Below are 22,804 nucleotides of genomic sequence, written 5' to 3' on the forward strand. Positions count from 1 at the left end.
CGGCGATGCGTAGAACTACGGTAGTCGGCCGGCGCAAATAATGTCGCGAGGAAATTATTCATCCTGTTTCGGCAACAGCAATTGCAGCGCCGCCGACGTCGCGGCATCGGCCGGGAAGAAGCATTCCATCGCGAGCTCCGACAAAGTGATGTCGACCGGCGTGCCGAAAATGGTCGTCGTGCTGAAAAACGAAAGCACCCCATGCGCCGTGTTCAACTGGAAAGGCACGGCCACTGCGGCATAAGGCGAGAGCGCGTGCTCGTGCGCCTGCTCGTCGTGATCGGGTGTCGGATACGTATGCAATTCCTTGTTCAGATCGATCAGGACCGGATCGGCGCTTAGCGCGATCTGCTGGCGCAGGCGGTCCAGCATGTGCCGGCGCCATTCGGGAAAATTGGCGATGCGCGGCGCCAGTCCCTGCGGATGCAGGCTCAGGCGCATCACATTGATGGGCGCTTGCAGCAGCGCCGGGTCGACGCCGATCAGCAACAGCGGAATGATGCGGTTGGCGGAAACCAGGTTCCAGTGACGGTCGATCGCCAGCGCCGGAAACGGCTCATGCCCCGTGAGGATCTGATCGATGGCCTTGCGCGCCGCCTGCAAGGCGGGATCGTCCAGCGCGCGCTCCGGGAACAGCGGTGCAAAGCCGCCCGCCATCAGCAAGGCATTGCGTTCGCGCAGAGGAATCTCCAGACGCTCGGCCAGGCGCAGCAACATTTCGCGGCTCGGTTGCGAGCGTCCGGTTTCGAGAAAGCTCAGGTGGCGCGTCGAGATTTCCGCCTCGCAAGCGAGATCGAGCTGGCTCATGCGCCGGCGCAGTCGCCATTCGCGCAGCATGTCGCTGACCGGTGTCGAGGCCCTGGGAGCGGCAGGAAGAGAAGGTGTCGTCATCATGCGCCGATCATAGCGTATCGATGCATGGCCTCACATTACCCGGGAGGTAATTGTCCGGCGTCGGGGCCTGCGCAATGATGTGCCTGACGTTGGTTAGGCCGTACTGCAGGACGCGCCGGCCAGCGATCGCATTTTCTGCTTCCTTCTTCTTTATATATGGAGTCCAGCATGACACTTTCGACACACTCGACCGATATGACTGCCGCCGCCGAGCAGATGAGCAACCTGGTCGATCTCTACATCGCCGTCTGGAACGAAACCGACGCCGCGCGCCGCGCCGGCCTGATCGCCGAAATCTGGGCCGCCGATGCGAGCTACCGCGATCCCCTGATGCAAGGCGACGGTCACGCCGGCATCTCGCAACTGGTGGCGGCGGTGCATGAGCGCTTCCCCGCTTTCCGTTTCAGCCGCATCGGCGAGGCCGATTTCCATGGCGATCATCTGCGCTTTTCATGGGCGCTGGGCCTGGACGGCGAAGAGGCGATGGTCAAGGGAACGGACTACGCGGTGCTGGAGCAGGGACGCCTGCGCAGCGTGACCGGCTTCCTGGATCAGGTGCCGGCCTGAGTTCTCATCATTGCGCGTTCAGGATGCGTTGCACGCGTTCGGCGCTGGCGGGGTGGCTGGAGAGGTAGGGTGGTACGCCGCCTCCGGCCGCTTCTTTCTCGCCCAGTTTTTCAAACACGTAGGCAAGCTTCTGGCGGCTCATGCCGTTGGCCTTGAACAGGGCGATGGCATAATCGTCGGCTTCGCGTTCGACGTCGCGCGAATACTTCATGTCCAGCAATACGGTCGGTATGTTGGCGATGACCGCCGAGACGTCGCCGAACAGCACGGTCGCCGCCGCGCCGATGGCCGAGCTCTGGATCAGCCGGCGCATCAGATGGCGCCGCTGCAGATGGCCGAGTTCGTGCGCCAGCACACCCATGACGGCGTCGTCGTCGTTGAGCAGCTTCACGATTTCGTCGGTCAATACGATCTGGCCGGACGGCAGGGCGAAGGCGTTGGGGCCGATGCGGCTTTTACGGAAGACGATCTCGTACGGCGGTATCGGCTCCACCGCATCCATTCCCGCCGTCAGCGTGTTGAAGCGCGCCGTGATGGCGGCCCGTTGCGCGGCCGGGAGCGCCGTCGGCGCCAGGATGTGTTTATCCAGAAAATCCAGCGCACCTGCGCCGATGCGTTGTTCAACACTGGCCGGCAGCGTGCGGGCGATCAGGCCGGCGGCGGCCGGCAACAGATAGAGATAACTCACCGCCAGCAGGATGACGAGCGCCGCGGCGGCAGCCAGCGTCGCGCGCCAGTTCTGCTGCATGCGTACGACCAGCGAGTCGCGGTGGCGGGTGGTTTCCAGCAGGGCCGCGAATGCATCCTGATCCTGAATTTCCAGATAGGCGCCATCGGGATAGGTAACCTTGCGCGCCGCCCGGCTGAGCCGCTCGGATACGCGCAATTGCGTGATGGGGCAGACGCGCTCGATAAGCTCCGCCTCTGCCGGACTCTCCCGACTGCTGTAAATACGCGCCATGTCGCCAATCACTTCCAGCGTGACGACATGGCGGCGCGAGGTTTTGCCGTCGAAATAGAACGCGGCAACTTGCACCGGCATGGCTGCGCTCGTTGTCGCTGCTGCTGTCACAGCGACAGGTCGAAATCGAGCAAGTCCGTCATGCCTTCGCCCACGGTCGAACCGGACGGTTCGTTGTCGGCAATGAACTCGTCCAGGCTGCCGGCCGGATGCAGGCTCATCGATTCGACCCGGTAGCGCAGCGCGCGGATCTGGGCGAACGGCGTATACAGGCCGAGTGTGCAGATGATGCCGACGATGTTCGTGAGGGCAATGAACATCATCCGCCCCCAGCGCATCTCGCTGCGGAAACCGTGCTCGCCGAGCCGGGTGTGATTCCAGATCAGGTTTTGCATCAGCGTCAGGAACAGCGGATACATCAGGAAGGTCCAGGCGTACAGCGCCAGGATCACCAGCACGAAGGAAAAGATGTGGGTACGTTCGAATTCCTCAGCACCGCCGAACGGATAGGCGCTGGCGCCGATCGTGAGCAAAATGGCAATGAAACCCGCCAGGTAGATGCCGAAGCCGACCAGATAAGTCTTGTAAAAGGCGCCGACCGAACCGTTGAACGAAAAATGGCTGGCGCCGAAGCGCGACTCGGTATGTTGAAAACGCTTGATGCGCTGATGCGTGAACGGCGTCAGCAGATACAGGGTGAAGAAGGTCAGCAGCGGTAGCCACAGATACACCTTGTACGCACCCGCAGCGCTGCCGCGAAAACCGAAACGGATGCCGCGGTAGCTGGTGTTGTACAGCTTGAATTGCAGACTGCGCCAGATCAGCCAGGGCAGTACGGCCCCGGCAGCGATCAGTACGAGCAGGGCCAGCAAGGGATTGAATCTGATGGCGAACTGGTAGCCGAACAGCAGTACCACAGTGACGATGCGGCCTTTGAGGATGGCCATCGGATTGCCGTGATATTCAAAGCTGGTGCCGGCGACCGTGGTGTTGTCATAAAAGTAACGCAGGCGCCGCACCTTGGCCCAGGCGGAATAAATGCCGAGCGTGACGACCGATAGCAGCAGGTTGACGATCCAGATGCGGAAGTATTCGGAACCGCGGCCGCTGAAAGAAAATGCCTCCACCGCAGGTGATGCAGGCGGGACAGGTGCAGAAAAACTGGGGCTGGAAGGGACTTCGGGCTGGCCGGGTTGGTTGAAGGTGTCGCTCATGCATCCCCCATCGGTTTGTTTTTGAAATTGATTGCTCACGCAGAGTGCGCCAAAGAATCTCTTGCCGTCTTCAAAAAGTCAAGCACATGAAGCCGGTGTCGTTGAGCAAACTTTGCTTCCTCGCCGGCGATGCGTCCGCGAAAAAACGGTAACGGAAAAATGTAACAGCACTGGCATTGCTCATGATTCGTCCTCGACAAAACGGATGTCGCTGCGGGGTGGACGTGATGACGAGGCGACGATGAAAGCAGCGAGGAAAAATAATTTACGTCGACAAGAAAAATGTAACGCACATTTAAAAATCAGCATGAAAAATCCGCCGCGCGAAAACGCGATGCGCACGCATGCGGAAAAAGTTCGCGGCCCCATGTCACTGTTACAAAATTCTCGTGAACTTTCTATTTATTGATATGCCGAAACGCTGAGATCGTTGTACAGCTCGTGTCCTTCAACATCAGTCGGCATCAGCTTTTCAGCGATCTCGCCCTCCGCGGCGAAGATGTTCATCGCGATTGAAAAATTGAATAATCAATTGAATGAGCGCATCGCCGATTCGTTTTAGCAGTGCCACGTCTTGCACCGCACATTTATCTTCAGGAGATACCATGCTTCGCTCAGAAACCCTCTTTGGCAAACGAGAAACCAATTCGCCAAATTCCCCTTTCAGCGCCAGTAACAATTTGACGCAACCGGGCGTATCCAATGTGTCCAAGACAGTCAGCAACCAACCATCTTCCTCCACCCAGCAATCCAATTCCGGTTCCAACGAAATGGGCAGCAAACTGATCGTCGGTCCCAACATCAAACTGAAGGGCGTCGAGATCAACGACTGCGACACGCTGGTGGTGGAAGGCCGTGTCGAAGCGACGATGGATTCGCGCGTGATCCAGATCGCCGAAAAGGGCGCTTTCAAGGGCTCGGCGGAAATCGATCTGGCGGAAATCCGCGGCGACTTCGACGGCGAGCTGACGGTACGCCAGAAACTGGTCATCTATTCCAGCGGCAAGGTGTCGGGCAAGATCCGCTACGGCAAACTGGTCATCGAAGAGGGCGGCCAGCTCAGCGGCGACGTGCAGGTCGGCGGCTCGTCGGAACAGCGCGAGCTGCTGCAAGCCAAAACCGCCTGATTTATCCCCGATTCGGGGAAGCTGAAAGCCGTTTGCGTCATTGGCTTGGCGGCTGTTCCCGTTTTTCGTCATGCAGATGAAGCCATCCGGACGGCGTCCGGGCGGTTTTATTGCCATTGGCCGGATGGCCCGGCAACGCCTGCGTGACGGAAACTGAACGTACGGTACGGAACGACAGGTTTGCTCCGGAATTGATCGATTCAACGCCGGGAGCGGCTTTTTTGCGCGCGCCGTCCTGCTTTTCTGCGTTTCGTTGTGCCTCTCGGTCCCGCTTACGCGAGTCCGGGGCTTTGTGCGCATGCGCCGGGCATGCGACAATAGCGCTTTTCGTCTTTTGTGATGCTCTTTTGCTGCATTCGGGAAACATGCCCAAGCACATGCTGCATGCGACCGTTACGTCACTGAGCAGCGGACGACAGTGTTTTTAAGATTGACTATGGCGCACCCGGAATACATCCTCACCATCTCCTGTCTCGACCAGCGCGGCATCGTGCATCGCGTGTCGGGTTTTCTCGCCGACCACGGCTGCAACATCATTGACTCGGCGCAGTTCGGCGATTCGCAATCGAAGCTGTTCTTCATGCGCGTGCATTTTTCTTCGGAAGATGCGGGCGTAAGCGACGAAGCATTGCGTACGGATTTTGCCGTGCTGGGCGACTTGCTCGACATGGACTGGCAATTGCACGACGCCGCCAAGAAGCCGCGCGTCATGCTGATGGTCTCGAAAATCGGCCATTGCCTCAACGACTTGCTGTTCCGCTACAAGAGCGGCCTGCTGCCGGTGGAAATTCCGGCGATTGTGTCCAACCACACCGATTTCTACCAGCTGGCGGCGAGTTACAACATCCCGTTCCATCATCTGCCGCTGGCTGCCGGCGCGCCGGAAGAGGCCAAGCTGGCGCAGGAAGCGCGCATCCTCGAAATCGTCGAAGCCAACCGGGTCGATCTGGTGGTGCTGGCGCGCTACATGCAGATTTTGTCGCCGTCGATGTGCGCCGCGCTCAAGGGCCGCGCCATCAATATCCATCACTCCTTCTTGCCCAGCTTCAAGGGCGCCAAGCCCTACTACCAGGCGCATGACCGCGGCGTGAAGCTGATCGGCGCGACGGCGCACTTCGTCACCAGCGACCTGGACGAAGGCCCGATCATCGAACAGGGCGTGGAGCGCGTCGATCATTCGATGGGCCCGGATACGCTGACCGCCATCGGCCGCGATATTGAGTCCGTCGTGCTGGCGCGCGCGGTGAAGTGGTTTACCGAGCATCGCATCCTGCTGAACGGTCACAAGACCGTCATCTTCAACTGATCCACGGCTGATCAAGGCCAGGCATGCGGGGAAGAATCGCGTGATATCGACGGAGGATCGAGGCGTCTGGCGATGCCTGGTCTGACTTTCAGCACCTGAAACGCCTGCGCCGGACTCATTGCATCTGAGACCGGCGCAGGCGTTTTTCATCACCCGGGATATTGTTCGCGCATCACGCGCTTGTTGAGCTTGCCGACACTGGTGCGCGCCAGCTCTCCGACGAACTCGATGCGGTCCGGCACGCCGTATTTTGAAATCACGCCATCTTCGACCGCCGCCAGCACCAACCGGCGGATATCTTCCGCCTGTACGCTGCCGGCCTGACCGGCCTTGAGCACCACCAGCGCCACCGGGCGTTCGCCCCATGTGGCATCCTTGACGCCGATGACCGCCGTTTCCGCCACTGCCGGATGGCGCGCGATGATCTCTTCGATTTGCAGCGACGATACCCATTCGCCGCCGGTCTTGATCACGTCCTTGATGCGATCGGTGACCTGCAGGTAGCCGCGTGGGTCGATATTGCCGATGTCTTGCGTATGCAGCCAGCCGCCTTCCCACAAATCCTTCGAAGCATCCGGATTGTGCAGATAGCCTTGCGTCAACCAGGGTGCGCGCACCACGACTTCGCCGGTGCTCTTGCCGTCGCGGGGGCAGTCGTTCATGTCTCCATCCACCGTGCGCAAGGCCACCAGCGGCAGCGGGCGGCCGGTTTTGACGCGCGTGGCGACGTCCTGTTCCGAGCCCAGCTCTGCTGTCGGCACGTGCGCCAGCGACAGGATGGGGCAGGTCTCCGACATGCCGTAGCCGGTGAACACGTCGATGCCGCGCTCGCGCGCCGTCTGCGCCAGCGCGCTGGTCATGGCGGAGCCCCCGATGATCATCTTCCATTTCGACAGGTCGACCTCCTGCGCGGCCGGCGCGCTCAGCACCATGTGCAGGATGGTCGGCACGCAATGCGAGAAAGTGACTTTTTCGGTGGCGATCAGTTTCAGGATGGTGTCGGGGACATAGCGGCCCGGATAGACCTGCTTGAGTCCGGCCATGGTCGCCACGTAAGGCAGGCCCCAGGCGTGCACGTGGAACATCGGCGTCAGCGGCATGTAGACGTCGTCGCGATGCAGGCGTCCCTGTTGCGGCGCCAGCGCCAGGCCCGCGGTTACCGCCAGCGTGTGCAGCACCAGTTGACGATGGCTGAAGTAGACGCCCTTGGGCATGCCGGTGGTGCCGGTCGTATAGAAGGTGGTGGCGCGCGCGTTTTCGTTGAAGTCGGGGAAGTCGCACTTGGGCGAGGCCTGCGCCAGCAGCTCTTCATACTCGCCGGCAAAGCCGGGACCGCGCGGCGCCGGCGTGCCGTCGTCGGTGATCAGCACGCAGCGCGTGAGCGTGGTCAGTTCGCCGCGTATCTGTTTGAGCACCGGCATGAAGTCTGAATTGATCAGCAGCACGTCGGCCTGGGCATGATTCAGCGTATAGGCGATTTGTTCCGGCGACAGGCGCACGTTGACGGTTTGCAGCACGTAGCCGAGCATCGGGATGGCGAAGAAGCATTCCAGATAGCGGTGGCTGTCCCAGTCCATCACGGCGACGGTATTGCCGGGTTGCAGGCCCAGTTCGCGCAACATGTTGCCCAGGCGCTGGATGCGTTCGTACAGATCGGTGTAAGTATGGCGGCGCTGATTGGCGAGGCCGTAGACGATTTCCTGGTCGGGCGCGGTCGCCAGCGAAGAGTGGAGCAACTGTTTGATCAGCAGCGGGTAGCCGTAGGCTTCGGGTGTCGTGTCGATGAGGTGGGCGCTCATGCGGTCTCCTGTCGTTGTTGTAAGGGGCGGGAGCATGGTCCGCTTCCCGCCCTCATGTTCAGTTGACCGATGATAGCCCGATTTGCTGTCGCCAGTCTTACTTCATGGGAACAAGCTCGATGCTGGTGACGGTCAGTGCGCCGTTGCTTTTCTCCGCGGTGAAAAGCACCTGGTCGCCGGCTTTTACCTTGCCCAGCATGTCGGGCGACGCAACGCGAAACACCATGGTCATGCCCGGCATGTCCAGATTGGGAATCTCGCCGTGGCGGATGGTGATCTTGCCGGCATCGGTATCGACCTTGCGGATTTCGCCGCTGACTTTGGGGATGGCATCGTTCTGCATGATGTGGTGCATCGCATTGTGCGTTGCGTCCGGTTGCATTTCTTGCGCTGTCGCGGGCGGGACAGTCGAGAAAGCGGCAAGCAGAATCGCGGTGACGAAAATGTATTTCATGATTTTCCTTTCTGAATTTCGGATCAGTGCAAATCAGTGTTTGTGCGTGCCGTCGGCGGCAGCCACGGTGACGCTGCCTTTCATGCCGGCGTCGTAATGGCCCGGTTGCAGGCAGGCGAAGTTGACGGTGCCGGCATGCGTGAATTGCCAGATCAGTTCGCCGCGCTGGCCCGGCGCCAGGCTGATCTGGTTGTCGTCGGCGTGTTCCATCTCCGGATTTTTCAGCATTGCGGCGTAGTGCGCCTTCAATTGCGCTTCGGTGCCGAAGACCAGCTCATGTCTGATCTTGCCGCTGTTGCTGACGACGAAGCGAATCGTGTCGCCGGTCTTCACCTGCAGTTTTTCCGGCGTGAAGCGCATGTTGTCGCTCATGTCGACCTTGACGGTGCGCGTGATCTTGCCTGCGGCGCCGGGCTGGCCGAAGACATCCTCGCCATGGCCGGCGGCCTCGTGATGATGCGACATGGCTTGCGCGGCGACATTGAACGAGGCCACGGCGAACAGGGTGGCGGCGAGAAGATTGCGTGTGTGTGGAAGTTTCATTGTTTTTCCTTGGTCAGTGTTGATGATTGCGTCGGATCACGTTGACGGCGTCGCCGTCCGTGCCCGTTTTTTTATCGGATGCGGAAGCCGCCGGTTGTTCGGCGCCGCGCCATTCGTAAGCGACGGTGCCGGATGGTGCCTTGTACCAACCCGGGTCGCGATAATCGTTGCGCGCCAGGTTCTTGCGCACCTTGACCACGCTGAACATGCCGCCCATCTCCAACGATCCGTAAGGACCGTTGCCGCCCATCATCGGCAGCGTGTTGTCGGGTAGCGGCATTTCCATCTCGCCCATGGAGCCGCCCTTGTCGCCCATGACCATGTAGTCGGGAATGAGCCGGTTGATCTTCTTCGCCAAGTCGCGCTGGTCGACGCCGATCATGGTCGGCACGTTGTGGCCCATGGCGTTCATGGTGTGGTGCGCCTTGTGGCAATGCAGCGCCCAGTCGCCTTCTTCGGTGGCGTCGAATTCGATGGCGCGCATCTGGCCGACGGCGATGTCGGCGCTGACTTCGGGCCAGCGCGAAGCAGGCGGCGTCCAGCCGCCGTCGGTGCCGGTGACGACGAATTCATGGCCGTGCAGATGGATGGGGTGATTGGTCATCGTCAGGTTGCCGACGCGGATGCGCACGCGGTCGTTTTGCCGTACCGGCAGCGGATCGATGCCGGGGAAGGCGCGGCTGTTCCAGGTCCACAGGTTGAAGTCGAGCATGGTGTTGACCTTGGGCGTGGCCGCGCCGGGATCGATGTCGTAGGCGTTGAGCAGGAAGACGAAGTCGCGATCCACGCGCATGAAGTTGGGATCCTTGGGATGGGTGATCCAAAAGCCCATCATGCCCATCGCCATCTGCACCATTTCGTCGGCATGCGGGTGGTACATGAAGGTGCCGGCGCGCCGTGCCGTGAATTCGTAGACGAAGGTCTTGCCCGGCGGGATGCCCGGCTGCGTCAGGCCGGTGACGCCATCCATGCCGTTGGGCAGGCGCTGGCCGTGCCAGTGCACGGAGGTGTGTTCCGGCAGCTTGTTGGTGACGAAGATGCGCACGCGGTCGCCTTCGACGACTTCGATCGTCGGGCCGGGACTCTGGCCGTTGTAACCCCACAGGTTGGCTTTCATGCCCGGCGCGATTTCGCGCACCACCGGCTCGGCGACGAGGTGGAATTCCTTGACGCCGTTGTTCATGCGCCAGGGCAGCGACCAGCCGTTGAGCGTGACGACGGGATGGTAGGGACGGCCGTTGGGTGGCGTCAACGGCGCTTGTGTGCCGGCGCTGTTTTGCGTGGCCGCTTCCGGCAAGGAGGCGGCGCCGATGCGCGTGACGGCGGTGGCGCCGACGGCCAGCGCGGAGCCTTGCAGGAAGGCGCGCCGGCTCAGGGTGTTGGTGGAGTCACTCATGGATTTTTCCTTCCGTCTTGTTTGGCGCCGAGGCCGTTGAAACCGGTCCGCCCAGCGCCAACTGCAAGTCGCTGTCGGCGATCCAGTAATCGCGCGCGGCATCGATGGCGGCGTTGACGGCACTGGCTTGTTCGCGCGCATCGGCCAGCAGTTCGAACACGCTTGCCAGCATGCCGTTGTAGCGCAGCAGATATTCGTCGGAGATGCGTTTGCGCAGCGGCACCACTTCATCCTGATATTGCCGCGCCAGCAGATAGGCATGCTGGTGCGCGGCATAGGCGCTGCGCACTTCCGATTGCGCCTGCACGGCGGTGGCGGCGAGGCGATGCACGGCCTGCATGTAGATCGCCTCGGCCTTGGCGACGCGCGCGCTGCCCCAGTCGAACAGAGGGATTTCGATGCTGGCCTGATAACCGATTTCGGCGGGCTTGCCGCTTTCCGAATTGCGCACGTAGCCGAGATCGAGCACGTTGACGAAGCGCGTGGCTTTGGTGAGGCCGAGCGAACCTTGCAGCGCGGCGACTTCCAGCTTCGCCGATTGCACGTCAAGCCGCTGCTCCATCGCGACTTGTTCGCTGTTGTCGAGTGTGACGGCATTCTTCGGCAAATCCGGCAGGCGCGGCGGCAGTTGCAGAGCGCCGTCCTGCTTATGTACATTGAGCAGACCCAGCAGGCGCACGAGGTCTTCGTTTTCTTGTATCGCCTGCGTGCGGGCGCGTGTCAGCTGCGCCGAGGTTTCCAGATAAAAGGCCTGCTCGCGCGCCGCATCCAGTTGCGAGAAGTTGCCTTGCTTCGCCATGCGGGCAGCCAGCTCGTGCGCGACTTCGGCGGCCTGGCGGACCTGCTCCTGATAGCGCACGCTCTGCGTTGCCGCGATGCTCCGGTAGTAGGCCTTGCGCGTCATCGCGGCCGTGCGCAGCATGGCGTCGGCCAGCTTCAGCCGGGTCTGCTCGAAACGGCGTGCTTCGATGCGCGAGGCCGCCGGCATGGTCAGCAGGCTCATCACCGACAGCGTCAGGCTGCGGTCGATCTTGATGTCGTCGCCGGTGTGCGTGCGGCCGAAGCTGAAGCCGGGGTTGGGCAGCCGTCCGGCCTGCACCAGATCCGCTTCGGCAATGCCGAGTTCGCTGTAGGACGCCTGCAGCTCTCGATTGTTGAGCAAGGCGATCTGCACGGCGTCGTCGACGCCGAGCGGTTTGCTCAGCAGAGCGCGCACGCGTTGTGCGACGCCGTCGGCATCTTGTTCGGAACGTATCCAGCCGGTTTGTTTGTTGAGCCGCTGTCGGGCGGCCTGGTTGACGGCGTTAAAGCCGCCGTCGTCGCTGAAGCTCGCACAGCCGCTCAGCACAACGGCGAGCAGCGGCGGCGCGAGTTTCCGCAAAGGGGGAAATGCATTCATGTAAGCCTCGTGCAAACGGGGTGTTCACCGGCAGAGATTCATCTGCCGGAACGATTGCAGAAAGCTGCCGGCGTACGCGCCGACAGTTTCAGTGATTACACGAGTTGTGAAGGGGGGCGTTCGGGATTTTCCGGCGTATAGCCGACGTAGCCATGTTGAGCCCTGGCGACGTGAATGTCTGCCGCGACGGGCAGGTTGATGAGCTTGTCCAGCGCCAGCGGCAGGATGGCGCCGATGGTGCAGACGCTGCAGGAGCTGCACGAAGCCGAGGACGCTTTGTGCTGATGCGGCATCGGATGATCGGCGGCGAGGCCTGCATCCGCTTGTGCGGTCGTTTCCACGCCATGCATGGCATGACCGGCATGTTGATGTTCATCCGCGGAGACGACGGATGCCGCTGCCTCATGGATTGGGATTGCCCGAGTTTGCTGCGAAGGCGCGCAACCCATCTGCACCGCGGCAGCGAATCCCTGAACGGGAATCGCAAAGGCCAGCAGCCAGAGCAGGAAGATTTTTACGCGCGAAGTCATGGGCCGTAGTGTAGCACTGCTTGAAAATGGAGTCGTTATTTTACGATTTCTGGCGCTTTTACATCGGCCGAGGTCCGGTGTAAGCCGCTCGCGGCCGGATCAATTCGCCGGTGGCGCGTTGCTCCAGCGCCTGCGCGATCCAGCCCATGCCGCGTCCCAGCGCAAACAGGCCGAATGCCGCGCCGACCGGCAGTTGCAGATGGCGTCGCACCGCGACCAGCGCGAAGTCGACCGAGGGATGGTGGCCGATCAGGGCGTGAGCCGACTTGATCATTTCTTGCCAGGCAGGATGCTGCGGCAGGATGTCTTCGAGCAAGGCAATGGCGCGCACGTCGCCTTCGGGATAGAGGTGGTGTCCGAACCCCGGCAAGTCGTCACCGCGCGCCAGCCGTTGCTGCATTTTGTCGGTGACGTGCTGCTCGCCGATTTCATCAAACATCGCTTCGACACGGGCGGTCGTGCCGCCGTGCTTGCCGCCGGTGAGCGCCGCGAGTCCGGCAATCACCGAAGCGCGCAGGCTGGTGCCGGTGGAGGCCACGCAGCGCGCCGTAAAACTCGATGCATTGAGTTCATGGTCGGCGCACAGGATCAGCGCCATGCGTACCAGCGCTGCGCCTTGCGCATCCAGCTTCCACGCTTTGGCGCATTGCGCATGGATCGGTTCGGCACTAGGCCGCGTGCCGAGCAGGCTGGCGGCGAGCAGGCGCATGAGTGCGCCGCAGCCTTCGGCCATGCGCTCCGGTGCGGTTTGCCAGGCGGCGGTGGCGGCGTCGTCGCTGGCGATGGTGAACAGGGGCAGCAGCGATTCTTCGACGCGGCGACCGGCGAAGTGCTTGAGCATGCCGGCATAGGCGGCATGGGCCGAAATATCGCCGGCAGCGAAGGCCTGCGGCGCATTGCAATTCCACAGCAGGGCGGCGACGTCTTCCACGCTGTGTGTCGCAGCGAGGGCGATCGCATCGTGGCCGCGATAGTAGAGCCGTCCATCTTCGATCAGCGTGATGCCGGACTCCAGCACCGGCAATCCCCAGTTGAGCGTGGCCTTGGCGACTTCCTTCGGTTTGCGTCCGCGCGTGCGTTGGGTGGCGAGACGTCTGACTTCTTCTTCCAGATAGCGGCTCTCGCGCACCTTGTTGTCGGCTTGTGCGGTCAGCAGGCCGCGGCTGACGTAGGCATACAAGGTCTGGCGCGACACGCCGAGCGCGGCGGCGGCTTCGGCGGAACTCAGGTAAGTGGGCATGGTGTCGAATGGGAGCGAGGGAATTGATGCAGTATGTCGGCGAGTTGTATTGATTATATTAATCAATATTGACAATTAAAACGAGCGGAATATGCTTCAGCCATCTTCATGACGCGAGGTCCGGTATGTCTACTTTGTCTGCTGTTTCCGAAGCAAGCGCGCGCGGGTTCCTGCGTGAAATCTGGTTGGCCGCCAGGGGCGAGCGCCACCATCTCGAACAGGTAAAGCTGACCGGCAGCGGCAGCTTGCCGTCGATCTTTGCGGTGACCGATCTGGCGGTGGGGGCGATCGGCGCGGCCGGCCTCGCAATCGCCGAGCTGACGCATGCCGCCGGCAACGACGTCGTCGAGGTGCAGGCCGACCGCCGGCTGGCCTCGTTCTGGTTCAGTACTTCATTGCGGCCGCAAGGATGGGAAGCGCCGGCCTTGTGGGATGCGGTGGCCGGCGACTACCAGGCGGCGGACGGCTGGATACGCCTGCACACCAATGCGCCGCATCATCGCGCGGCGGCATTGACGGTGCTGGACGTAACGGTTGAGCGGGCAGCGGTTGCCGCCGCAGTCGCAGGCTGGTCGGCGCAAGAGCTGGAGATCGCCGTTGTCGCCCAGGGCGGTTGCGCGGCGGCCATGCGCACGATGGAGCAGTGGCGCGTCCACCCGCAAGGCGCGGCGGTCAACAGCGAGCCCTTGTTGCACATCGTCGACGGACCGGCGGCGGCAAAGCCCGACTGGCCCGTCAGCAGGCAACGTCCCTTGCAAGGCATCCGCGTGCTGGATCTGACGCGCGTACTGGCGGGACCGACGGCGACGCGCTTCATGGCCGGTTTCGGGGCTGACGTGCTGCGCATCGATCCGGCCAGTTGGGACGAGCCCGGCGTGGTGCCCGACATGGTGCCGGGCAAGCGCTGCGCCCGGCTGGACCTGCGCGCATCGTTGGACCAGGAAATCTTTGCGCAATTGCTGGCGCAGGCTGACGTGCTGGTGCACGGCTACCGTTCGGATGCATTGGCCGGCATGGGCTTCGACGCTGAAAACCGTCGCCGCATCAATCCCGCGCTGGTGGATGTCAGTCTTGATGCCTACGGCTGGAGCGGGCCGTGGAAGACGCGTCGCGGTTTCGACAGCCTGGTGCAGATGAGTAGCGGCATCGCCGAAGCGGGCATGCGCCGGCTCGGACGCGACAAGCCGACGCCGCTGCCGGTGCAGGCGCTCGATCACGCGACCGGTTACCTGATGGCGACGGCGGCCATCCGCGGGCTGACGCAAAGGCTGAAGACCGGCAAGGGCATGGAAGTGCGCACCTCGCTGGCGCGCATGGCGCAATTACTGGCGACGGGATCGGGACAGCAGGTCGATGCCATGCTCGAACCGGAAAGCGTCGACGATCTGGCGCCGGCGATAGAGCAGACATTCTGGGGACCGGCGCGACGCCTGCGCGGCGCGGTCGCCGTCGGGGGCGCAACGATGTCGTGGGACAGGCCGGCTGCGCCGTTGGGTTCGGCGCAACCGCAGTGGTAGGGAAAGGTAGAGAAATCTACAGCGAGCGCACCAGCCGCAAACCGTTGAAGACGACGATCAGGCTCGCGCCCATGTCGGCGAACACCGCCATCCACAGCGAGCTTTCGCCGGTCAGCGCCAGCACCAGGAAAACCGCCTTGATGCCGAGCGCGATCGTGATGTTTTGCATCAGCACGCGATGGGTCTTCTTGCTCAGGCGGATGAAGTCTGGAATCTTGCGCAGGTCGTCATCCATCAGCGCGACGTCGGCGGTTTCCAGCGCGGTATCGGTGCCGGCCGCGCCCATGGCGAAACCGATCTGCGCGCGCGCCAGCGCCGGGGCGTCGTTGATGCCGTCGCCGACCATGCCGACGTAGGCGTGCTTGTCTATCATGTCGCCGATGGCGTTGAGCTTGTCTTCCGGCAGTTGATCGCCGCGCGCGTCGTCGAGTTGCACGACATCGGCGATGGCGCGTGCGGTGTGTGCGTTGTCGCCGGTCAGCATGGTGACGCTGACGCCGAGTTGCTTCAATTGCGCAATCGCGTCGCGGCTGCTGTCGCGCACCGTGTCGGCGACCGCCAGCAGCAACTGCGCCTTGCCGTCGCGGCACAGGATGGTGGTGGTCTTGCCTTGCTTTTCCAGCGCCAGCAAGCGTTCTTCCAGCGCCGGGCTGCACATGTCGAGTTCGTGTACCAGGCGATGATTGCCGAGATAAAAATCGCTATTGCCGATACTGCCTTGCACGCCGCGTCCGGTCAGCGCCTTGAAGTCGCCGACGTCTTCTGCGATCGCTTCGGCTTGCTGCGTTTTCCAGTGGGCCGCAATCGCCGCCGACACCGGATGGTCGGAACGCAAGGCGAGGCTGGCGGCATGTGTGAGCAGACTTGCTTCATCGCCGTCGGACAAGCGCTGCACATCGGTGACCACCGGTTTGCCGTGTGTGATGGTGCCGGTCTTGTCGAGTGCCAGCGCCTTGAGCAGGCGGCCTTGTTCCAGATACACGCCGCCCTTGATCAGGATGCCGTGGCGTGCCGCGGCGGCCAGTCCGCTGACGATGGTCACCGGCGTGGAAATCACCAGCGCGCAAGGGCAGGCGATCACCAGCAACACCAGCGCCTTGTACAGCCACGGATAGAAGGGCGCGTTCAACAGCAGCGGCGGCAACACCGCCACCAGTACGGCCATCGCCACCACGGCAGGGATGTAATAGCGCGCGAACTGATCGACGAAGCGCTGTGTCGGCGCGCGCTGGCCTTGCGCCTGCTGCACGCTTTTGACGATGCGCGACAGCGTCGATTCGCTTTGCACGGCGGTGACGCGGTAGTCGAAGGCCGTGTTGCCGTTGATGGTGCCGGCAAACACCTGATCGCCGGACTGCTTGGCGACCGGCATGCTTTCGCCGGTGATCGGCGCCTGATTGATGACGGGCTGGCCGTCGGTGACGACGCCGTCGAGCGGGATGCGTTCACCCGGCTTGACGCGCACCGCGGTATTCAACGTCACTTGTTTCGCGGCGACGCTGATCCAGGCGCCGTCCTGCAATACCGTTGCTTCATCCGGCGACATGGCCATCAATCCGGCGATGGCGTTGCGCGCGCGGTCCAGCGACAGCGATTCGATCATCTCGGCCAGCGTGAACAGCACGATCACCACCGCCGCCTCCGGCCATTGGCCGATGATGGCGGCGCCGATGACGGCCAGCGACATGAGGAAGTTCATGTTCAGCGACAGATGGCGCAGCGCGATCCAGCCTTTTTTCAGCGTGTCGACGCCGCCGACGGCGATCGCCAGCAGCGCCAGCGCGATGACGACGAGCGAGCGGTCGTTGCCGCTGTTCCAGGCGACCACTTCGGAGGCAAGCGCGGCGATGGCGGCGATACCGACCATCAGCCACTTGCGTTTGGGAATGGCGTAGGACGTGCCGTGATCGTCATCGCCTGTGCCGGTCGTGGCGTCGAGCGTGTCGCTCTTGACCTTGGGCAGCATGTCGAGCGCAGCGAGCGTGGTCACGATGGGCTCGACCGAAGGCAGGCGATGCTGCACCGTCAGTTCGCGCTGGATCAGGTTGAACTGCATCGCGGCGATGCCGTCCATGTTGGACAGGCGTTCGCGGATCAGTTTTTCCTCGGTCGGGCAATCCATCTTCTGGATGAAGAAGACAGCTTCTTCGGCGTCTTTCAGTCCGGTCGGTTTGATGTCGTCGACGGTAGATACAGCTTCGCCATGATCATGTGCGTGAGCGTGGTCATGAGCATGATTGTGCTCATGGCCGTGTTGATGGGTATGTCCGTGATCGTGATGACTGCAATTCGACATGCATGCTCCTGATAAGCAGAATATGGGGGCTTGCTGTATATTTAAAACCCTGAACCAGCTACAGGGTCAAGCCTTTAATGACCCTGCTTGCAGGCGGGTTTCATTATTTTTTGGCAGGAGCAGGCATGGATACCTTGAAGATAGGCGAACTGGCGGCGCGCACCGATTGTCCGGTGGAAACCATCCGCTATTACGAGCGGGAAGCTTTGCTACCGGAACCGACGCGTTCGCAGGGCAATTACCGCCTGTACGGCGACAGTCACGTCGAGCGCCTGCAATTCATCCGCCACTGCCGTTCGCTCGACATGACGCTCGACGAAGTGCGCAGCCTGTTGCAATTCCGCGATGCGCCGGAAGACAACTGCGGCGAAGTCGACGCCTTGCTCGACAAGCACATCGGCCACGTCGCCCAACGCATCAGCGAGCTGAAGAAATTGCAGACGCAATTGAAGAGCCTGCGCGCGCAATGCGACAGTGCGCAGGCCGTCAAGGATTGCGGCATTCTGCAGGGACTCGCCAACATGGGCGACGACAGCAAGCCGGTGAATCTGGGCAGTCACGGTAGCGGCTGTCATTAAGCGGCGTTTCCCCATTTTTTTCGACGAACTCCATCGGCTGGGCTATTTCTAACAGCGTTCCTGACGGCGTATGAATGCTGCAGGGATGTTTTTTCATGCCGCCGACAAAGGATTTTCGTGACAGCATTTCATTTGGTTAGCCCCGCCGGCACAGGCGGATCAATGCGCATGGCTTTTCCGCATGTGCAGGTATTTTGTGCAATGGATGACTATAGCCTGGGTCCGCTCGGCGATGAGAGGATGAGAGATGCTTTCTGGCGCGACATCGGGCGCGGTTATGACGATGAATACAGGGAGTCCGCATCGAATTGTTTCGTACCCTGGCGTGAACTGCAGTCGGTCCTTGCTCGGGAGCCGGGATGCCCGGTGCATGTCTGGCATAGCGCAAGCGGCGCTGAATATGTTTTCTTGCGCATGGCATGTCACAGGCTGGCCGAGGCAGGACATCCCCTGTTTGCTGTCGGCGTTCCTGCGCATGGGCCGGAGGGACTACATTCGACTGCTGTCTGGCCGCCGGAACGGCTGAAGGAGTTTGTCGCCAATGCCGAGGCGATCTCTACGGCGCAACGCCAGGCATGGGCGCAGGAATTCTCGGACATCGCTGCCCGACCCGAGATGCTGCGCGAATGCGATGGCGCCGGACATTTGCATTTTCGTGACATGGACGTGCATGACGACCTCTTGCTGGCCTGCTGCCCATATCAATGGCAAACCGCTTCGACGGTTGTGGGGGCGGCGATGGCGCGATCGGATCCGCGCAATATGCTGGGTGATTTCTTTCTGAACTCTCGTTTGCAATATCTGATCGACGCCGGAATACTTGACGTCGATGGAGATCGCGCCGCCATGAGGAAATATCGTGTTCGCCGACGGGTGAAACGATAGACGGTGACAAAAGCGGCTCGCGAGATAACACCGCGAGCCGCTTTGGCATGAAATGTCTTGTTCAGGTTCTTAAGAAAGATTGCCCAGTATGCTGTCCATCGCCCAACTGGTATGCGCCGCCGCGCGTCCGCTCGACGGATGCTTGCCGGCCCCGCGCAGATGTTCGTGCATTTTGCGGACATGATGGAGCTGGATGTTTTCCGGATGGGCGATGTCCAGTCGTTGCGTGCCGCCGGCATTGGTCAGCACCAGCGGCGCGTCTTCGAACACCGAGAAAGTGATTTTTCCTTCGCTGCCGATGATGTCGACATGGTCGACGCGCTCGAAGCTGCCGAAATTCCAGCTGCCGCCGCCGGTCACGCCGGAGGCATGCAGCCAGCTTGCGCTCACCGCATCCTTGGCGGAATACAGCCCCTGTTGATTGGTGCTGCAGCCGGAGGCTTCCAGCATGTCGCCGAAATAATGTGCGAACAGATTCAGTCCGTGACTGGCCAGGTCGTCGAAGTAGCCGCCCGGCGCAATTGCCGCATCGGTGCGCCAGTTGTCGGCGCGGCCCAGATCGGCCGGCGAGGGCGTGCGGCTGAATTGCCAGTTGATGTGGCGTGGGCTGCCTATCTTGCCTTCGTGGAGCCAGCTCCTGATCTGCTCAAAGCGCGGCAGCGTGCGCCGGTAATAGGCGACGAACAGCGGCAGGTCGCGTTCTTCGAAGGCCGCGCAGATCGTCAGGCAATCGTCGTAGCTCGGCGCCATCGGTTTTTCGATGCAGCAGGGTTTGTTGGCCGCCGCCACCTTGAGCGCGTAATGCAAGTGGGTGTCGGGTGGCGTGGCGATGTAGACGGCATCGACGTCGGGATCGGCGATCAGGGCGTCGGCGTCGCTGTAGTGTTTCGCCACGCCATGGCGTCGGGCGTAGTCGGCGGCCTGGCCGGCATCGCGGCGCATGACGGCATGCAGCGCGAAGCCTGGCGTCTTCTGATAGGCCGGACCGCTCTTGCGTTCCGTCACGGCACCGCAACCGATGATGCCCCAGCGGATTGTTTCGGGAAGATCGCTTGTTGTCATGATGATCGGCTCTTGTTGTGCGACCACGGGTGATGGTACTGGTCGGCCCTGTATTACATCACGTCGCGTGCGCGCCGGGAAGCTCCGCGCCGAGCGCATCGAGTATCGGACAGTCCGGACGGTTGTCGCCGTGACAATCGTGCGCGAGCTGCTGCAGCGTCGACCTCATCGCCTGCAGTTCGCGGATCTTGTTGTCCAGTTCGGCGATGTGTTCGTTCGCCAACTGCTTGACCTTGCGGCTCGGACGCGACTGGTCCAGCCACAATCCCATCAGGTCGGCGATCTGCTTCATTGAAAATCCCAATACGCGGCCTTGGCGGATGAAGCGCAGCAGATGCACGTCGCGCTCGCCGTAAATGCGGTAACCGGCATCGGTGCGCGCGGCCTTGGGCACCAGGCCGATGTCTTCGTAGTGGCGGATCATCTTTGCCGACACGCCGGAAGCTTGTGCGGCGTCGCCGATGTTCATGCTCATGCTTGTTCTCCTTTATCGTCGCGTGGTCGCCAACGTTTCAGCAGCAAGGCGTTGCCGACCACGCTCACGCTCGATATCGCCATCGCCGCGCCGGCGATCATGGGGTTCAACAATCCGAACGCTGCCAGCGGAATGCCGACGATGTTGTAGATGAAGGCCCAGAACAGGTTCTGGCGGATTTTGCTATAAGTGCGTCGCGAGATGTCGATGGCGTCGGCCACCAGCGCCGGATCGCCGCGCATGAGCGTGATGCCGGCAGCCTGCATGGCGACGTCGGTGCCGGTGGACATGGCGATGCCGACGTCGGCGGCGGCCAGCGCCGGTGCGTCGTTGATGCCGTCGCCGACCATGGCGATGCATCGGCCGCCTTGGTCTGCTTTGCGTAGATCGGCAATGGCTTGCGCCTTGTCGGCCGGCAGAACGTTGGCGCGAAAATCGTCGAGGCCCAGTTCTGCCGCTACATGCGCGGCAGCGCCGTGATTGTCGCCGCTCAGCATGACGGTGCGGATGTGCAACTGGTGCAGGCGCTCGATGGCTGATTGCGCGCTGTTCTTGATGGTGTCGCCAAAGGCCAGCAGGCCGAGCAGCCTGACGCCATGATCGCTATCTTCCTGCGCCAGCCACGAGATCGTGCGGCCTTGCTGCTCCAATTCCTTGGCAATCGTATTGAGTTCCGGTTGGCTGTCGGGCGCCGCTCCGAGCTCCTGCATCCAGCGCGCGCTGCCGAGACAGGTCAGGCGACCACCGATCAGTGCTTGTGTACCGCGTCCGGGCACCGCCTTGCTGTCGCCGGCCTTGATCGAAGCCGGTGCTTTATTGCTGGCCGCATCCATGACGGCATGCGCGAGCGGGTGTTCGCTGTGGCGTTGCAAGGTTGCAGCGATGCCAAGCAGTTTGTCGTCATCGTGGTCGACGGCATGCAGCGCAGCCAGCACCGGCTTGCCCTCGGTCAGCGTGCCGGTCTTGTCGAAGGCGACCGCATCGATGCGATGGGCGATTTCAAGTGCTTCCGCATCCTTGATCAGAATGCCGTAGCGCGCCGCCACGCCGGTGCCGGCCATGATCGCCGTCGGCGTGGCCAGGCCGAGCGCGCAAGGGCAGGCGATCACGAGTACCGCCACGGCGTTGAGCAGCGCCTGTTCCCAGTCGCCGCCGATGAGGCCCCAGACTATCAGCGTCAGCAGCGCCAGCACCAGCACCACGGGAACGAACACCGCGCTGACCTGATCGACCAGGCGCTGTATCGGCGCCTTGGCGGCCTGCGCATGTTCGACCATGCGGATGATGCGCGCCAGAACCGTCTCGGCGCCGATGGCGCTGGTCTCTATCAGCAGCAAGCCGTCGCCGTTGATGGCGCCGGCGGTGACCTTGTCGCCGGGCTGTTTTTCCATGGGCAGGCTTTCGCCGGTGAGCATGGATTCATCGAGATGGCTGAGACCTTGCTGCACGACGCCGTCAACCGCCACGCGTTCACCGGGACGCACGACGACCAGGTCGCCGATGCGGATGGACGACAGCGCAACTTCGCTGTCGACGCCGTCGCGCCGTACCGTCGCCTGCTCGGGACGCAGCGCGTTGAGTGCGCGGATGGCGTCGGCGGTCTGGCGCTTGGCGCGGGTTTCCAGCCATTTGCCGAGCAGCACCAGCGTGATGACGGCAGCCGACGCTTCGAAGTAGAAATGGGGCGCATCGTGACCGCTGTGCGTGTTCATCAATTGATTGCACAACTGATACAGCGACAAGCCGTAAGCGGCGCTGGTGCCGAGCGCGACCAGCAAGTCCATGTTGCCGGTGTGCGCCTTGACGGCGCGCCAGCCGGCGCGATAGAAGCGCGCCCCCAGCCAGAACTGCACCGGCGTCGCCAGCAACAATTGCCAGATGCCGGGCAATTGCCATGCGATGCCGAAGGGCATCAACAGCATCGGCAGCATCAAGGGCACGGTCAGTGCGGCGGCAACCGCGACCGGCCACCATGCGGGCAAAGCAGGGCGGGTCGGTTCCTTCTGTGCGATGGCCGGCAATGCGGCGTTGTAGCCGGCACGTTCGACGGCGGCAATCAAGGTATCCACGGGCACCGCGCTGGTGGTGGTCAGCGTCGCTTTTTCGCTGGCGAGGTTGACGGAGACGTCGCTGACGCCGGGGATTTTATTAAGCGCTTTTTCGACGCGACCGACGCAAGAGGCGCAGCTCATGCCGGCGATGTCGAGCGTGATTTCTTCTTGTTTGACGTCATAGCCGGCCTTGTGGACGGCGGCGATCAGTTGATCGGCATGCACGCCCGGATCGACCTGGACGGTGGCAAGCTCGGTCGCCAGATTGACGCTGACATCGCGCACCGAGGGCACAGCGCGCAGGGCTTTTTCCACACGGCCGACGCAGGAGGCGCAGGTCATGCCTTCGACGGCGAGGGTCAGTTCCTGCAGGCGGAGTGAAGCGATAGAAGTGGACATGATGCTCTCAGTGACGGTGTGATCATGGACTCAGCATGATCCTTCCCATCATGGTAAGGTCAAGGCTTATTGTGACATGATTGTTGAAAATGCGTGCTTGACCTTGCCCGT

At 62.1% G+C, this 22,804-nt stretch carries 23 protein-coding genes; 7 read left to right on the top strand and 16 right to left on the bottom strand.

Going from position 1 to position 22,804, the window contains the following annotated elements:
* Positions 1-54: 54 nt before the first annotated feature.
* Complete coding sequence (locus PMI16_RS07705) at positions 55-891, bottom strand: helix-turn-helix domain-containing protein (RefSeq protein ID WP_443134889.1); 837 nt, start codon at positions 889-891, stop codon at positions 55-57.
* A gap of 171 nt (positions 892-1,062) precedes the next feature.
* Here PMI16_RS07705 and PMI16_RS07710 point away from each other — a divergent pair, with 171 nt between their 5' ends.
* Entirely contained in the window at positions 1,063-1,461 is a 399-nt protein-coding gene (locus PMI16_RS07710) for a nuclear transport factor 2 family protein (protein WP_007878168.1), read from the top strand.
* 7 nt (positions 1,462-1,468) lie between these two features.
* Here PMI16_RS07710 and PMI16_RS07715 read toward each other — a convergent pair whose 3' ends face one another.
* Complete coding sequence (locus tag PMI16_RS07715; protein WP_007878169.1) at positions 1,469-2,503, bottom strand: M48 family metallopeptidase; 1,035 nt, start codon at positions 2,501-2,503, stop codon at positions 1,469-1,471.
* 26 nt (positions 2,504-2,529) lie between these two features.
* Entirely contained in the window at positions 2,530-3,636 is a 1,107-nt protein-coding gene (locus PMI16_RS07720) for a YjgN family protein (RefSeq protein WP_007878170.1), read from the bottom strand.
* 61 nt (positions 3,637-3,697) lie between these two features.
* Here PMI16_RS07720 and PMI16_RS25780 point away from each other — a divergent pair, with 61 nt between their 5' ends.
* Positions 3,698-4,045, top strand: a complete 348-nt coding sequence (locus PMI16_RS25780; RefSeq protein ID WP_237719814.1) for a hypothetical protein — start codon at positions 3,698-3,700, stop codon at positions 4,043-4,045.
* A 63-nt stretch (positions 4,046-4,108) separates the two neighbouring features.
* Here the strand turns inward: PMI16_RS25780 and PMI16_RS26235 are convergent, their stop codons facing one another.
* Positions 4,109-4,348 (bottom strand): hypothetical protein, encoded by a 240-nt coding sequence (locus PMI16_RS26235; protein ID WP_162131117.1) that lies wholly within the window; start codon positions 4,346-4,348, stop codon positions 4,109-4,111.
* On the opposite strand from PMI16_RS26235, the gene PMI16_RS07725 reads away from it, so the two are divergent.
* Complete coding sequence (locus PMI16_RS07725; protein WP_007878172.1) at positions 4,242-4,763, top strand: bactofilin family protein; 522 nt, start codon at positions 4,242-4,244, stop codon at positions 4,761-4,763. The genes PMI16_RS26235 and PMI16_RS07725 overlap by 107 nt on opposite strands.
* 37 nt (positions 4,764-4,800) lie before the next feature.
* Here PMI16_RS07725 and PMI16_RS25785 read toward each other — a convergent pair whose 3' ends face one another.
* A complete protein-coding gene (locus PMI16_RS25785; protein ID WP_157212561.1) occupies positions 4,801-5,136 on the bottom strand; it encodes a hypothetical protein in 336 nt (111 codons plus the stop codon).
* 63 nt (positions 5,137-5,199) lie between these two features.
* Here PMI16_RS25785 and purU point away from each other — a divergent pair, with 63 nt between their 5' ends.
* Entirely contained in the window at positions 5,200-6,069 is an 870-nt protein-coding gene (purU, locus tag PMI16_RS07730; RefSeq protein WP_007878173.1) for a formyltetrahydrofolate deformylase, read from the top strand.
* 149 nt (positions 6,070-6,218) lie between these two features.
* Here the strand turns inward: purU and PMI16_RS07735 are convergent, their stop codons facing one another.
* From PMI16_RS07735 to PMI16_RS07765, 7 genes are all read right to left on the bottom strand, one after another.
* A complete protein-coding gene (locus PMI16_RS07735) occupies positions 6,219-7,868 on the bottom strand; it encodes a fatty acid--CoA ligase (protein WP_007878174.1) in 1,650 nt (549 codons plus the stop codon).
* 97 nt (positions 7,869-7,965) lie between these two features.
* Positions 7,966-8,223, bottom strand: a complete 258-nt coding sequence (locus PMI16_RS24960) for a copper-binding protein (protein ID WP_237719818.1) — start codon at positions 8,221-8,223, stop codon at positions 7,966-7,968.
* 132 nt (positions 8,224-8,355) lie between these two features.
* Positions 8,356-8,865 carry a cupredoxin domain-containing protein gene (locus tag PMI16_RS07745; RefSeq protein WP_007878179.1) on the bottom strand — a complete coding sequence of 170 codons (510 nt, stop codon included), beginning with the start codon at positions 8,863-8,865 and terminating at the stop codon, positions 8,356-8,358.
* Between the two features lie 13 nt (positions 8,866-8,878).
* Entirely contained in the window at positions 8,879-10,261 is a 1,383-nt protein-coding gene (locus PMI16_RS07750) for a multicopper oxidase family protein (RefSeq protein ID WP_007878182.1), read from the bottom strand.
* Positions 10,254-11,660 carry a TolC family protein gene (locus PMI16_RS07755; protein WP_007878185.1) on the bottom strand — a complete coding sequence of 469 codons (1,407 nt, stop codon included), beginning with the start codon at positions 11,658-11,660 and terminating at the stop codon, positions 10,254-10,256. The genes PMI16_RS07750 and PMI16_RS07755 overlap by 8 nt, the downstream gene beginning before the upstream one ends.
* A 95-nt stretch (positions 11,661-11,755) precedes the next feature.
* Positions 11,756-12,190, bottom strand: coding sequence for a hypothetical protein (locus PMI16_RS07760; RefSeq protein ID WP_007878187.1), 435 nt, complete (start codon positions 12,188-12,190; stop codon positions 11,756-11,758).
* Between the two features lie 58 nt (positions 12,191-12,248).
* Positions 12,249-13,430 carry a citrate synthase gene (locus PMI16_RS07765; protein ID WP_007878189.1) on the bottom strand — a complete coding sequence of 394 codons (1,182 nt, stop codon included), beginning with the start codon at positions 13,428-13,430 and terminating at the stop codon, positions 12,249-12,251.
* Positions 13,431-13,555: 125 nt separating this feature from the next.
* Between PMI16_RS07765 and PMI16_RS07770 the strand changes: the two genes are divergently transcribed.
* Positions 13,556-14,947: a CoA transferase gene (locus tag PMI16_RS07770; RefSeq protein ID WP_007878190.1), complete on the top strand. Its 1,392-nt coding sequence runs from the start codon at positions 13,556-13,558 to the stop codon at positions 14,945-14,947.
* 16 nt (positions 14,948-14,963) lie between these two features.
* Here PMI16_RS07770 and PMI16_RS07775 read toward each other — a convergent pair whose 3' ends face one another.
* Entirely contained in the window at positions 14,964-17,243 is a 2,280-nt protein-coding gene (locus PMI16_RS07775) for a heavy metal translocating P-type ATPase (protein WP_007878192.1), read from the bottom strand.
* A gap of 125 nt (positions 17,244-17,368) precedes the next feature.
* Here PMI16_RS07775 and cadR point away from each other — a divergent pair, with 125 nt between their 5' ends.
* Complete coding sequence (gene cadR, locus PMI16_RS07780; protein ID WP_007878194.1) at positions 17,369-17,821, top strand: Cd(II)/Pb(II)-responsive transcriptional regulator; 453 nt, start codon at positions 17,369-17,371, stop codon at positions 17,819-17,821.
* Positions 17,822-17,938: 117 nt separating this feature from the next.
* Entirely contained in the window at positions 17,939-18,706 is a 768-nt protein-coding gene (locus tag PMI16_RS07785; protein WP_007878196.1) for a DUF3658 domain-containing protein, read from the top strand.
* Between the two features lie 69 nt (positions 18,707-18,775).
* On the opposite strand, the gene PMI16_RS07790 is transcribed toward PMI16_RS07785, so the two are convergent.
* The 3 genes from PMI16_RS07790 to PMI16_RS07800 are packed head-to-tail and all read right to left on the bottom strand — an operon-like array spanning position 18,776 to position 22,693.
* The gene (locus PMI16_RS07790) at positions 18,776-19,768 is read right to left on the bottom strand and encodes a Gfo/Idh/MocA family protein (protein WP_007878199.1); all 993 of its coding nucleotides are present in this window, start codon (positions 19,766-19,768) and stop codon (positions 18,776-18,778) included.
* 58 nt (positions 19,769-19,826) lie between these two features.
* Positions 19,827-20,237: a Cu(I)-responsive transcriptional regulator gene (gene cueR, locus PMI16_RS07795; protein ID WP_034379565.1), complete on the bottom strand. Its 411-nt coding sequence runs from the start codon at positions 20,235-20,237 to the stop codon at positions 19,827-19,829.
* 2 nt (positions 20,238-20,239) lie between these two features.
* The gene (locus PMI16_RS07800; RefSeq protein ID WP_007878201.1) at positions 20,240-22,693 is read right to left on the bottom strand and encodes a heavy metal translocating P-type ATPase; all 2,454 of its coding nucleotides are present in this window, start codon (positions 22,691-22,693) and stop codon (positions 20,240-20,242) included.
* Positions 22,694-22,804: the final 111 nt, after the last annotated feature.

The organism is Herbaspirillum sp. CF444 (assembly GCF_000282135.1).
Taxonomy (GTDB): Bacteria; Pseudomonadota; Gammaproteobacteria; order Burkholderiales; family Burkholderiaceae_D; genus Herbaspirillum.